The following is a 13,633-nucleotide window of genomic DNA, read 5'->3' on the forward strand; positions in this document are numbered from 1 at the left end:
GAAAAGAAGGGATGATAAAGACTTAATAAAGTCTTTATCATATAAAATTATTTTTCCCCTATATAAATAAAATGCTGTATACTTCCTTCAAAATTATATAAATTTATTAATTCATAATCTCCCCAAAATAATGGTTTAAAAGGTTTAAATTTTTCTTTTAATTCTTCAATCGTATTTGTAAAATTTATATAAGTAGATTCGTCATTTAATCTTGGACTAGATTTTACCTCCACTAAACCATTATCTTTAACATCTCCTGCAACAAATTCTTGATAAGCTTTAGAGCTAATCATTGTCGCGAAAATTATTGCTCCATCATTGCATAAATCATAAAATTCTTCAATAGTTTTTTGAAAGTCTTTGTTTGGCAGATAATATAAACTTTGATTTGCAAAAATAAAATCCATTTTTACATCAAATAAATTTTTAAAACTAGAATTTGGTGTAATAACATGAAAATTATTTTCATTTATCCTAGGATCTTTTTTCCAAGTATTTTTTAAACTAGGAACAATATCTATACCATAAGCATTAATACCCCCCCCCTGTTACATCTTGAAAATACTTAGAATGAACTCCATTTCCACAACCAAAATCAAGTAAATTTCCACTTGTTTTATTTAATTTGTATTTTAAGATTCTCTCATAAAATCTTATAACATGTCCATCTGGATATTGTAAGCCATACCCTTCATTGTCATATTTTTTAGTATATCCTGATATGAATTATCCATCATTTCTCCTTTAAATTTAAGATATAAATTGATTATACAATAAAATAAGTCTTTGTTATTTATTTTTTAACAAATTTACACTTAACAAAACAACAAAACTAAAAATTAAAAGTATGAGACTATAAATATGAGCTGTAGCAAAATCTAAATTTTCCATACTTTCATATATAGCAATACTAGCTACTTTTGTTTCTCCGCTTAAAGAACCACCTATCATTAATACTATACCAAACTCACCCATAGTATGTGCAAAACTTATTACTAAAGCGCTGAGTATAGCCGGTTTGATACTTGGTAAGATTACTTTAAAAAGCGTGATGAAAGAATTTTTTCCCAAAGAAAAACTTGCTTCTATAATATTTTTAGAAATTAAAGACATTGCATTATATAAAGGATTAAACATAAAAGGTAAAGAGTAAATGCAACTTGCTATTACCAAACCTTCAAAAGTAAAAGCTAAAGTGATATTAAAATATTTTTCTAAAAATTCTCCAAAAAAAGAATATTTTGAAAATAAAATCAACAAGTAAAAACCAACAACAGACGGTGGTAAAACTAAAGGTAAGGTTATTATGGTTTCTAGAATTTTTTTTGCTCTAAATTGCTTAAAAGTAAAAACCCAAGCAAGAGGTATGCAAAAACAAAACAAAATTATACAAGTAATAATAGAAAGTTTTATGGAAACTAAAAAAGGCATCCAATCTATACTTAATAATAATTGTGTCATTATTAAAACTTTCTCAAGTCAAAGACTTGAGATTATTTTCCTAAATTTGGCTCCATTTCTATAATTTTCCAAGGAAGTCCTTGAGTATTTAACTCATCCATGAAAGGTTTGGCGTCAAATTCTTCCATGTTAAACACACCTTTTCCTTGCCAAATTCCTTTAGCAATTAATTTCGTACCTATCATAGCAGGGACACCTGTAGTATAGCTTACAGCTTGTGCACCAGTTTCTTTAAAGCATTCTTCGTGATTACAAACATTGTAAATATAAACTTGCTTATCTTTTCCATTCTTTACACCACGGATTACACAACCTATATTAGTGTAACCTTTAGTACGAGGACCCAAACTAGCAGGTTCAGGAAGTAAAGTTTTTAAAAATTCTATTGGTATTATCTCTCTACCTTGATGCATAACAGGTTTAATACCTAGCATACCAACATTTTCAAGACATTTCATATGAGTTAAATAACTTTGTCCAAAAGTCATAAAAAATCTTATTCTTTTTAGACCTTTGATATTTTTTACTAAACTTTCAAGCTCCTCATGATAAAGCAAATAACTATCCTTTACTCCTACTTCAGGATAATCCCACTCCATTTTTATTTCCATAGGTTCAGTTTCTATCCATTTTCCATTTTCCCAATAACGACCCTTAGCAGATACTTCTCTTAAATTTATCTCAGGGTTAAAATTAGTTGCAAAGGCATATCCATGATCACCTGCATTACAATCTAGTATATCAATATAATGAATTTCATCAAATAAATTTTGTTGCGCATAAGCACAAAATACATTAGTAACACCTGGATCAAAACCGCTTCCTAAAAGTCCTAAAATTCCTGCTTGTTTAAACTTATCATTTCTTGCCCATTGTTCTTTATATTCAAATTTAGCTAAATCAGGATGTTCGTAATTTGCAGTATCTACATAGTGAATATTAGTTTGAATACACGCATCCATTAAAGCAAGATCTTGATAAGGCAAAGCCACATTTAATAAAATTTCAGCTCCTGTTTTTTTAATAAGCTCTACAACAGCAGATGTGTCATCTGCATCTATTTGCTCAGTTTGAATTTCTATACCTAAACGCTCTTTTATAAAAGCTGCTATTTCATCACATTTACTTTTAGTTCTACTTGCTAGAGTTATTTTACTAAAAACATCACTATTCATTGCACATTTTACAGTTGCAACGCGACTTACACCACCTGCACCTATAATTAAAAGATTTTTCATTAACTATCCTTAATTTTTTTGAAAATTGTAACAAAAAAACTTTATAAAGCATTGAAATAAAAAATAATTTTTATAATGTTTTTTTAAAATAAAACAAGTAAAATGATGATTTTTTAAATTTTTTAAGGACACTTATGAATTTACAAAGTGTGGAATTTTCTTATCCTATTATTATTACTTTTATTACCTATGCATTTTTAATGCTTTTTATAGGTTTTTATTTTTACAAAAAAAATCAAAATAGTAAAGATTATTTTGTTGGAAATGCATCAATGGGGCCGGTAATATCTGCCTTAAGTGCAGGTGCTTCTGATATGAGTAGTTGGCTTTTAATGGCTTTTCCCGGTGCTTTATACGCAGCTGGATTGGGACAAATTTATATAGCCATAGGTTTAAGCTTTGGTATGTTCTTAAACTGGACCTTTGTTGCTAAAAGATTAAAGATTTTTTCTCAAATAGCCAAAGAATGTATTACAATTCCTGATTTTTTTGAAAGTCGCTTTCATGATGATAGACATATTTTAAGAAGTATTTGTGCGGTAGTTATTTTAGTATTTTTTACTATTTACATTAGTGCTGGATTAGTAAGTGGTGCTAAACTTTTTGAAAGTGTATTTAATTTGCCTTATATTTTTGCCTTAAGTATTGGATTTTTAGTTATTGTTTTATATACTTTTTTAGGTGGCTATAAAGCCGTATGCTGGACTGATATGATACAAGGACTTTTAATGATGAGTTCATTAATCATCATTCCTTTTGTGATGATTTTTGAACTTGGCGGCTTTGGCGAAGCTTTTTCTACTATAAATGATGTAAAACCTCAAGCTTTTGGTTTAGATGGTGGTGGTTGGCTAGTGGTAGCATCAACCTTGGCCTGGGGACTTGGATATTTTGGCCAACCTCATATTTTAATTCGCTTTATTTCTATAAAAAATGTAAAAGAAATTCCTACTGCGACTTTTATAGGCATAACTTGGATGGTAATTTCTCTATTTGGTGCTGCTATGACAGGATTTTTAGGTATTGCTTATATAGCTAAATTTGATCTTACTTTAAATGATCCTGAAAGAATATTTATTGTAATGTCTCAAGTGCTTTTTAACCCTTGGGTGGCTGGAATTTTACTCAGTGCAATTTTAGCAGCCATTATGAGTACTGCAAGTTCTCAATTGCTAGTATGCGCTTCTAGCTTGGTGCAAGATTTTTATACACAAATCTTAAAAAGAAAAACAAATGATAAAAATATTACTTTGTTGTCACGCTTAGGTGTTTTGATTGTAGCATGTGTAGCTTTTGCACTTTCACTTGATACTCAAAGTCAAATTTTAAGCATAGTCTCTTATGCTTGGGCAGGTTTTGGAGCTAGTTTTGGAAGCGTTATTTTATTTTCTTTATTTTATAAAAATATGAGCAAAGAAGGTGCAATAGCTGGAATGGTTAGCGGGGCTTTAACTGTTGTATTTTATAAGCATTTTGGTTCAAATTTTATAGAAATTTATGAAATCATTCCTGGATTTTTAGTCGCAAGTTGTTTTATTATGATTTTTAGTATAATATTTAAAGCAAAAAAACATACAATAAAACATTATGAAAAAATGCTGAAAGAAATTTAAAATGTTTAAATCTTTTTTTTATTCTAAAAAATGGGCTTTATGGGCTTACTTGGGTCTGTTTTTTTTATTGTCTTCTTTATTAGCACAAACCTCTATTAATGTAGCAATAAATGAATGGTATAAAGAATTTTACGATGTTTTACAAGATGCAAAAAATCATAGCATAAATGATTTTTATTATTTTATTAAACAATTTTTATATTTAGCACTGCCTTATGTATTAATCGCTACTATCACGCAATATTTTGGAAGCATATATGCTTTTAAATGGCGCGAGGCTATGACTTTTGATTATATTAAATTTTGGCAAAAAAAAGATGATAACATAGAAGGTAGTTCACAAAGAATTCAAGAAGATATCTATAATTTTTCAAAAATCATAGAAAGTTTAGGGTTAGCTTTTGTCAAAGCAATTATGACTTTAGTTGCTTTTGTGCCAATTTTATGGATGTTAAGCGCACATGTTAATTTACCTATCTTAAAAGATATTAATGGCTCTTTAGTATGGATTGCATTTTTGGTTTCTTTAGGAGGTTTAGTTATATCATGGTTTGTAGGTATAAAACTACCTGGACTAGAATATAACAATCAAAAAGCCGAAGCTGCTTTTAGAAAAGAACTTGTTTTTGCTGAAGATGATAGAAAAAATTACGCAAGCAATGAAAGTATTTTAAGTTTATTTACCGGGCTTAAAATCAATTATAAAAGATTATTTTTACATTATGGGTATTTTAATATATGGCTTTATTTATTTGAGCAAATCATGGTTATAGTGCCCTTTTTAATCATGGCTCCAAGTTTATTTTTAGGACTTATACAACTTGGAATTATCATACAAGTTGGTAATGCTTTTGACCAGGTTAGATCTTCATTTAGCATTTTTATCACCAACTGGACAACTATCACACAGCTTCGTAGTATTTACAAGCGTTTAGATGAATTTGAAAAAAATATAGAATATAGAAAACATTAAATTAATTTAAAATATATCATTATTTTTAAGCTAATTTTATAGTTTTGATTTGATATAATTTTGCGAAATTTTATTAAAGGAGTTTTTTTGGACCCCAGTCAATCTTTAGACTTAAATCAAACACTACCTACTGTTGCCTCTATTGATATAGGCTATTCTACTTTTATGATTCTTGTTGCATTAGCTTTAGTGCTTTTAAATGGATTTTTTGTTTTATCTGAATTTGCTATTGTTAAAGTGCGTAGATCAAAACTTGAAGAAATGGTAAAAGAGAAAAAACGCAATGCAAAAAAAGCTTTGGAAGTCACTTCAAAACTAGATACTTATTTAAGTGCTTGCCAACTTGGTATTACGCTAAGCTCTCTTGCTCTTGGTTGGATAGGCGAACCTGCTATTGCTAAAATTCTTGAAGTTCCTCTAGCAAATTTAGGTTTAGCTCCAGCATTAATCCATACCATAGCATTTATTATTGCTTTTGCTATTATCACATTATTGCATGTTGTGCTAGGCGAGTTGGTTCCAAAAAGCATTGCTATAGCCATTGCAGATAGAGCTGTTTTATGGGTTGCAAGACCATTGCATTTGTTTTGGTTACTTTTCTTACCTTTCATTAAAACATTTGACTTTTTAGCTGCAGTTTCTTTAAAAATTATAGGTATAAAACCTGCCAAAGAACACGAATTAAGTCACTCTGAAGAAGAGATTAAATTTATTGCGAGTGAAAGCCAAAAAGGTGGAGTTTTGGATGAATTTGAAACTGAAATCATACGCAATGCTGTCGATTTTTCAGATACAGTAGCAAAAGAAATCATGACACCTAGAAAAGATATGATTTGTCTTAATAAACAAAAAAGCTATGAAGAAAATATGCAAATAGTTTGTCAGTATAAACATACACGCTTTCCATATATAGATGGTTCTAAAGATATCATTTTAGGTATGGTGCATATTAGAGACATTATGCAAAATGAACTTAGCAAAGATAAGAAAAATTTAGATGATTTTCTAATCAAAATGATCCTAGTTCCAGAAAATATTAGTATATCTAAAGTTCTTTTTATGATGAATAAAGAACAAGTACATACAGCATTAGTAGTAGATGAATATGGTGGAACCGCTGGTCTTTTAACTATGGAAGATATTATGGAAGAAATTGTTGGTGATATTAACGATGAGCATGATGATTCTAGTCCACATTTTAAAAAGCTTGCAGAAAACATTTATGAATTTCAAGGAAGATATGAAATTAGCGAAGTAGAAGAAATGCTTGATATACGCTTTAATGAAGAATTAGAACAAGTCACTATAGGTGGATATGTTTTCAATCTTTTAGGACGCTTACCGGTGGTTGGAGATAGAATAGAAGATGAATTTTGCTACTACGAAGTCAAAAAGATGGATGGAAATAGCATAGAACGCATTAAAGTTGTACGCAAAAATACTGATGAAGAAGAGTAGCAAACTCTTCTTTTTACTTTTCTATAACCCTCAAATCTTATTCATTTTAACTTACAAGGAAAATTTTTATGCAACTACATGATGAAATTAATCAATTTATACAAGAATGCAAAAGCATTATGATATCGTCTTTAAATTTAAACAATCAAACCATATGTTCATATACTCCTATTATAAAAAACAAAAATGACTTTTATATTTATATTAGTGAAATTGCCGAACACTTTGAAGGAGTAAATTACAATAATAAAAACATAGAAATTATGTTTATAGAAGATGAAAAAGATTGCATATCAATCTTTGCAAGAAAAAGGCTTAAATTTAGAGTAGAGAGTGTAGAAATAACAAGAGATAATCAGCTATTTGAACAAGTATTAAATACTTATGAAAATGAAAACAATAAAGAAATAATCCAAGTCATTAAAAATATGCAAGATTTTCATTTATTTCAGATTATACTGAAAAATGGAAGATATGTTAAAGGTTTTGGAAAAGCATATGAAATTAATGAAGGAACAATTAATTTAATTAATTCAAAAGGATATAAATAATTCAAGATGAGCTTTTGCCCATCTTGATAGATTAACCATTTCTTTTTTTGATAATTTCTTCAGAAACATTTTTTGGAACTTCATCATAGTGATCAAATTCCATAGAATAAGTAGCACGGCCTTGAGTTTGACTTCTAAGATCGGTTGAGTAACCAAACATCTCGGCCAAAGGACAAAATGCCGTAATAATTTTATTACCACCTCTTTCATCCATTGAATTTACTTGACCACGGCGTTTATTTAAATCACCAATAACATCACCCATATATTCTTCTGGAGTTTCAACTTCAACTTTCATCATAGGTTCTAAGATTACAGCACCTGCTTTTCTAGCACCTTCTTTAAAGCCCATAGAAGCTGCAAGTTTAAATGCCATTTCAGAAGAATCCACTTCGTGGTAACTTCCATCATAAACAGTTACTTTAACATCTTCAACAGGGTATCCTGCTAAAACACCATTTTGTAATGCTTCTTGAACACCTTTATCAACTGCTGGAATATATTCTTTTGGAATTACCCCACCTTTGATATCATTTACAAATTCATATCCACTACCTGGTTCAAGTGGCTCAAGTCTTAAGAATACATGACCATATTGTCCACGACCACCTGATTGTTTAGCGTATTTGTATTCTTGTTCAACTGTTTTTCTAATAGTTTCACGGTAAGCAACTTGAGGTTGACCTACTTCGGCTTCAACTTTAAATTCACGAAGCATTCTATCAACGATAATTTCCAAGTGAAGCTCGCCCATACCTGAAATGATAGTTTGACCACTTTCTTCATCTGTTGAAACTCTAAAGCTTGGATCTTCTTGAGCTAATTTATTTAAAGCAATAGACATTTTTTCTTGATCTGCTTTTGTTTTAGGCTCAACAGCAACTGAAATAACAGGATCTGGAAAATCCATTCTCTCTAAAATAACCTTATCTTTTTCACTTGCCAAAGTATCACCGGTTAGTGTGTCTTTAAGTCCAACAACCGCTCCAATTTCTCCTGCATATAAAGTTTTAATCTCTTCTCTTTTATTAGAGTGCATTTTCAAAAGACGACCGATTCTTTCTTTTTTATCTTTTGTTGAGTTGTATGCATAAGAACCGCTTTCTAAACTTCCCCTATACACACGAACGAAAGTTAATTGTCCAACAAAAGGATCAGTCATAATTTTAAATGCTAGGCCTGCAAACTCACCATCATCAGTTGATTTTACAGAAACTTCCGTACCGTCTTCATATTCACCTTTAATATTAGCAACTTCATCAGGAGCTGGTAAATAAGCAACAACAGCATCAAGTAATGGCTGAACACCTTTATTTTTAAAAGCTGTACCACAAAGCATAGGAACCATAGAAAGACTTAAACATCCTGCTTTAATACCTGCTTTGATTTCTTCTTGAGTAAGCTCTTCACCACCTAGGTATTTTTCCATTAATTCATCACTTGTTTCAGAAACCGCTTCTATCATTTTTGTGCGATATTCTTCAGCCTTCTCTTTAAGTTCAGCTGGAATTTCTTTTTCTACATAATCAGTTGGTTTATTTTCATCTTCCCATACCAAAGCTTTCATGGTAATAAGATCAATTACACCTTTGAAATTATCTTCAGCACCGATTGGAATTTGAAGTGGGACTGGGTTACCTTTCAAACGATTTTTGATTTGTTCTTCAACATTAAAGAAATTTGCACCAATTCTGTCCATTTTATTTACAAAAACAATTCTTGGAACACCGTATTTATTAGCTTGTCTCCATACAGTTTCTGATTGTGGTTGAACTCCACCTACTGAACAAAACACCGCAACTGCACCATCTAAAACACGCATTGATCTTTCAACTTCAATTGTAAAGTCAACGTGACCTGGAGTGTCTATAAGGTTAATTTGATGGTTTTTCCAAAAACAAGTTGTAGCAGCAGAAGTAATTGTGATACCTCTTTCTTTTTCTTGCTCCATCCAGTCCATTGTAGCTGCACCATCATGCACCTCACCAATTTTATGGCTCATACCTGTAAAGAAAAGAATTCTCTCACTAGTAGTTGTTTTACCTGCATCAATATGAGCTGCGATACCTATATTTCTAACTCTTTTTAAAGGAGTACTTCTTGACATATTTTACTCCTCTTACCAGCGATAATGAGCAAATGCTTTATTAGCTTCTGCCATTTTATAAGTATCTTCTTTCTTCTTGAATGAAGCACCTTTGCTATTAGCTGCATCTAATAATTCTGCTGCTAATTTTTCTATCATAGTTCTTTCGCTTCTTTTTCTAGCAAAAGAAATAATCCATCTTATAGCTAAAGCTTGTTGTCTAGCTGGGCGTACTTCTACTGGCACTTGATAAGTAGCACCACCAACACGACGAGATTTAACTTCTAATAAAGGCTTAATATTTTCAATAGCATCATTAAAAATTTCTATACCTTTTTTTTCTCCACCTTTTTTATCGATAGCTTCTAAAGCACCATACATAATAGTCGTAGCTGTGCTTTTTTTACCATCATACATTAAAGAATTAATGAATTTTGTGATTACTTTGTTTCCATAAATCGGATCTGGCAAGACTTCTCTTACCGGAGCTTTTCTTCTTCTCATAATTTTCCTTCAAATTTATAATTTTACTCAAACAAAATCAAATCTAACGGATTTGTCTGCAATTTTATTACTTAGCTGCTACTTTAGGGCGTTTCGCACCATATTTAGAACGAGAAACGGTTCTTTTTGCAACACCTGCAGTATCTAAGGCACCGCGAACAATGTGATACTTAACACCTGGTAAGTCTTTTACCCTACCACCACGCACTAAAACAATGCTGTGTTCTTGTAGGTTGTGACCTTCACCACCGATATAACTAATAACTTCAAAGCCACTTGTAAGTCTTACTTTGGCAACTTTTCTTAACGCTGAGTTTGGTTTTTTAGGGGTTGTTGTATAAACCCTAGTGCAAACTCCCCTTCTTTGTGGACAATTTTTAAGCGCTGGAGATTTAGATTTCTCTAAAACTTTTTTGCGCTCTTTTCTAACCAATTGATTTATGGTAGGCACAATAATTCCTTTCTTTAAAAAAATGTAATAAACTTTGGATAATATCTAAATTTTACTTACAAAAATATAAACTAAAAACAATTTAAATCTTTTTGCAAATTTTCTAAAAACAAACTCACATGATAAGCATCGGTGCTTGCGTGATTTACATTAATACTTAGTGGAATAAAACATTGATTTTTTTCCTTGATAATTTTCCCACTTGTAAGAATAGGAAAAAAATAATTTTCTTTTTTAGGTAAATGTAAAGAGAAATTCTCAAAATTTATCCAAGGGATTGCTGAAATATTAAAAGAATTTTTAATATTCTCTTTTACAAACATAGTGTTTTCTTTAATGAATTGTTTATCTTGCTCGAAATTATGTAAAAAGTTTTGAAAATCTTCATTAAATTCAGTCCATAAAACACAAAAAGTCTTTGATTTTTCACAAAAAGCGGTATAACTTGGATGGATAATATCAAAACAAATTAATTTATCATCCTCTAAGTATAATTTAAATTCAGGTATTAAATTAACATTTTTACTTAAAAAATAGATAAAACTACCATAAAAAGAATATTTTTGATTTTTAACAAAAGAATAAAATTTACTAATATCTAATTTAACATTTAATTCAAAATAGCAGGGAAATTTAGTATAAAATTCAAAATGCTCTTTTCTTGAGTAAGTTTTTAAATCTATAATCTTCAAATTATTATCCTTTAAATTTAAAGATTATAGCAAATCCTATCTAAAAAATAGATAGGATTGAAATCATTGTTTATCGGTATTGTATTGCAAATAAACCACATGGGTAGCTAAATACTCTTCAAGACCATGTTTTCCATCAGCTCCACCTATGCCACTTTTTCTAAAACCTGCATGAAATCCTTGCATTGCTTCAAAATTTTCACGGTTAATATAAGTTTCACCAAATTTTATTTCTCTACTAGCTCTCATTGCTATATCTAAATTTTGTGTATAAATAGAACTTGTCAGTCCATATTCACAATCATTTGCCATGTCAATTGCCTCATCAAGTGTATCAAATTTAGTAATTGGTAAAATCGGAGCAAAAATTTCTTTTTGCATGATCTCATCTTCATGCTTAACATTTGTAAGAACGCTTGCAGGAAAATAATATCCGCTTGTATCGGTGATTTTTCCACCGCATTCTACAACCGCTCCTTTATTTGTAGCTCTCTCAAGCATTGCTAAAGCATTATCAACACCTGCTTGATTCACAAGCGGACCCATATCAAAATCGCCTTTCAAAGTGTTTCCAACACTTACTTTACTCATGGCTTTTACAAATTTATCTACAAATTCATCATAAACACTTGTATGCACATAAGCTCTTTCGGCACAATTGCAAACTTGTCCGTTATTGCAAATTCTACTTGCCTTAATCGCTTCTACCGCTAAATCAATATCTGCATCTTTACACACTATAGCCGGTGCCTTTCCGCCAAGTTCTAGAGAAACCTTAATGATATTTTTAGCTGCAGCTTCCATCACTCTAGTTCCTGCTTCAACACTCCCTGTAAGACTTACCATACCTATGTTTTCATTACTTGATAATTCATGTCCTACCACACTACCCTTACCTGCAACTAAATTAAATACACCTTTTGGTAAAGAACTTTGCGAGACAAGCTTTGCAAATTCAAAAGCATTATTTGGAGTTTCACTGCTTGGTTTTATAACAATGGTGTTGCCTGTTAGTAAAGCAGGCGCCATCTTTCTTGCGATTAGAAAAAATGGAAAATTCCAAGGTAAAATTCCACCAATTACACCAATGGCGCTTTTATATAAATATATATGTTCATTAGCTCTATCACTTTGTATAATTTCGCCTTCATACCTTCTAGCCCATTCAGCAGTATAATCCATATAATCTGCCGTAAAATTAATCTCTACACTAGCTAAAGCTCTAGTTTTTCCTTGCTCTTGCATTAAAATTTCTGTTAAAAAATTAGCATTTTTGCGTATTAAACTAGCTATTTCTCTTAAATGATTTGCTCTTTCATTCGCTGGTTTAGCTTCCCAATTTTTTTGTGCCTTTTTAGCTACTTCAATTGCTCTTTGTGTATCTTCTAAAGAAGCACTTGCTACTCTTGATATTACTTCTTTGGTAGCGGGATTTAAAACTTCTATAAATTCGCCATTGTGTGGGATAAATTCGCCATCAATATAATTTAAATAAGTTGTCATTTTTTCTCCTTTTTTAATCTAAATGAAATACTTCCTCCATATTTAGCCACTTTTGTCCTGCATGAGCTAAAGATATTTGGCAGGGATCTGTAACTTTCCACCATTGTTGTGTATTTTTATCTTTTGCCATCTTAGCCATATCTGCATCAAAATCAACACCTGTATATTCAAAATATGCAAACAAATATTCTCCAAATAAATAAATAGAATAATTTTGTATATTACATTCTTTAATCATCTCACAAACACCTTTATAAGGCTTTGCATGAAGATCTTTATACTTTTGTATTTTTTCCTTTTTAATTTTTATAATTTGACCATATCTTTGCACCTATCCTCCTTATAAATTGATAAAGCATTTTTATAAAATATCTTGTCCAAATCTTTAAAAATATTTCCTTCTATGATAAATTTAGCCCATTTAGCTGGAGCTATTTTTGCCACAGGATAATTACTACCAAATATAAATTTATCTTCACTAAAAACATTCTTTAAAAATGAAAAACATTGAGATATAAAATCTCTATGAATTTTTATCGTAAAATCATCTGGTACGGAAATTTTTATCCATAAATTTGGGAAATCTTTTAATTTATGTAATATTTTTTTATATTCATCAAAATAGTTAATTTTAGGACTGCCCATATGATTTAAAACTACTTTTAAATTAGGATTATCAAATAAAAACTTTTCCAATATCCAAAGTTCTTCATTTTTCATGCAAGCTTCAAAAGGTATATTAAAAACATTTAGAAGTTCTAATTTTTCTTTAAAATCTGCTTCAAATAGTCTCTTAGCACCCTTTTTACTAGTATGCATTACCTCTCTAAAAGCACATAAGTGTTCTTTGTACTTTAAATCAGCTAAACAAACAAAAAGACCATGTTCTTGTTTTTGCTTTAATGCAAATAAAGCTTCTTTTTCCAAATCATCACTATTTGTTTCAACATACATCGCACCTAAAAAATCAAATTCTTTATACTCATTTTTTGCCCTTAAAAAATCATAATTTTGTTCCAATCTATTATTGCCTTTTATCCACGAAATAGGCATTTTACTTAAATCCCAAAGATGCAAATGAGAATCAAAAATTTTTTGCATTT

14 protein-coding genes are annotated in these 13,633 nt (G+C 30.3%); 4 read left to right on the forward strand and 10 right to left on the reverse strand.

All coding sequences use genetic code 11. The features are described from left to right. Positions 1–47 precede the first annotated feature (47 nt). From L8Y18_RS07345 to L8Y18_RS07355, 3 genes are all read right to left on the reverse strand, one after another. A complete protein-coding gene (locus tag L8Y18_RS07345; RefSeq protein WP_263676572.1) occupies positions 48–407 on the reverse strand; it encodes a methyltransferase in 360 nt (119 codons plus the stop codon). A gap of 382 nt (positions 408–789) precedes the next feature. Beyond that, positions 790–1,461: a molybdate ABC transporter permease subunit gene (gene modB / locus L8Y18_RS07350; RefSeq protein WP_263665063.1), complete on the reverse strand. Its 672-nt coding sequence runs from the start codon at positions 1,459–1,461 to the stop codon at positions 790–792. A gap of 32 nt (positions 1,462–1,493) precedes the next feature. After that, the gene (locus L8Y18_RS07355) at positions 1,494–2,699 is read right to left on the reverse strand and encodes a saccharopine dehydrogenase family protein (protein ID WP_263676574.1); all 1,206 of its coding nucleotides are present in this window, start codon (positions 2,697–2,699) and stop codon (positions 1,494–1,496) included. A 134-nt stretch (positions 2,700–2,833) separates the two neighbouring features. On the opposite strand from L8Y18_RS07355, the gene putP reads away from it, so the two are divergent. The 4 genes from putP to L8Y18_RS07375 all read left to right on the forward strand — a co-directional run bounded on the left by putP (position 2,834) and on the right by L8Y18_RS07375 (position 7,294). Next, entirely contained in the window at positions 2,834–4,312 is a 1,479-nt protein-coding gene (gene putP, locus L8Y18_RS07360) for a sodium/proline symporter PutP (protein ID WP_263676576.1), read from the forward strand. A gap of 1 nt (position 4,313) precedes the next feature. Further along, a complete protein-coding gene (locus L8Y18_RS07365; protein WP_263665066.1) occupies positions 4,314–5,285 on the forward strand; it encodes a putative transporter in 972 nt (323 codons plus the stop codon). 87 nt (positions 5,286–5,372) lie between these two features. Continuing rightward, on the forward strand, positions 5,373–6,743 hold the full coding sequence (locus L8Y18_RS07370; protein WP_133319921.1) for a hemolysin family protein: 1,371 nt from the start codon (positions 5,373–5,375) through the stop codon (positions 6,741–6,743). 68 nt (positions 6,744–6,811) lie between these two features. Next, a complete protein-coding gene (locus L8Y18_RS07375) occupies positions 6,812–7,294 on the forward strand; it encodes a pyridoxamine 5'-phosphate oxidase family protein (protein WP_263676578.1) in 483 nt (160 codons plus the stop codon). Positions 7,295–7,325: 31 nt separating this feature from the next. Here L8Y18_RS07375 and fusA read toward each other — a convergent pair whose 3' ends face one another. From fusA to L8Y18_RS07410, 7 genes are all read right to left on the reverse strand, one after another. Beyond that, positions 7,326–9,401: an elongation factor G gene (gene fusA, locus L8Y18_RS07380; protein WP_039617755.1), complete on the reverse strand. Its 2,076-nt coding sequence runs from the start codon at positions 9,399–9,401 to the stop codon at positions 7,326–7,328. Between the two features lie 12 nt (positions 9,402–9,413). Further along, on the reverse strand, positions 9,414–9,884 hold the full coding sequence (gene rpsG, locus L8Y18_RS07385; RefSeq protein WP_012661188.1) for a 30S ribosomal protein S7: 471 nt from the start codon (positions 9,882–9,884) through the stop codon (positions 9,414–9,416). A 67-nt stretch (positions 9,885–9,951) separates the two neighbouring features. Then, a complete protein-coding gene (gene rpsL, locus L8Y18_RS07390) occupies positions 9,952–10,335 on the reverse strand; it encodes a 30S ribosomal protein S12 (RefSeq protein ID WP_070256357.1) in 384 nt (127 codons plus the stop codon). A 71-nt stretch (positions 10,336–10,406) separates the two neighbouring features. Next, the gene (locus L8Y18_RS07395; protein WP_263676580.1) at positions 10,407–11,027 is read right to left on the reverse strand and encodes a CatA-like O-acetyltransferase; all 621 of its coding nucleotides are present in this window, start codon (positions 11,025–11,027) and stop codon (positions 10,407–10,409) included. Positions 11,028–11,090: 63 nt separating this feature from the next. Continuing rightward, entirely contained in the window at positions 11,091–12,530 is a 1,440-nt protein-coding gene (gene aldA / locus L8Y18_RS07400; RefSeq protein ID WP_263676581.1) for an aldehyde dehydrogenase, read from the reverse strand. A gap of 13 nt (positions 12,531–12,543) precedes the next feature. Next, entirely contained in the window at positions 12,544–12,861 is a 318-nt protein-coding gene (locus L8Y18_RS07405) for an L-rhamnose mutarotase (RefSeq protein ID WP_263659891.1), read from the reverse strand. After that, the gene (locus tag L8Y18_RS07410) at positions 12,837–13,631 is read right to left on the reverse strand and encodes an amidohydrolase family protein (RefSeq protein ID WP_133319926.1); all 795 of its coding nucleotides are present in this window, start codon (positions 13,629–13,631) and stop codon (positions 12,837–12,839) included. The genes L8Y18_RS07405 and L8Y18_RS07410 overlap by 25 nt, the downstream gene beginning before the upstream one ends. Positions 13,632–13,633: the final 2 nt, after the last annotated feature.

This window comes from Campylobacter sp. CNRCH_2007_0968H, from assembly GCF_025773245.1.
Taxonomy (GTDB): domain Bacteria; phylum Campylobacterota; class Campylobacteria; order Campylobacterales; family Campylobacteraceae; genus Campylobacter_D; species Campylobacter_D lari_D.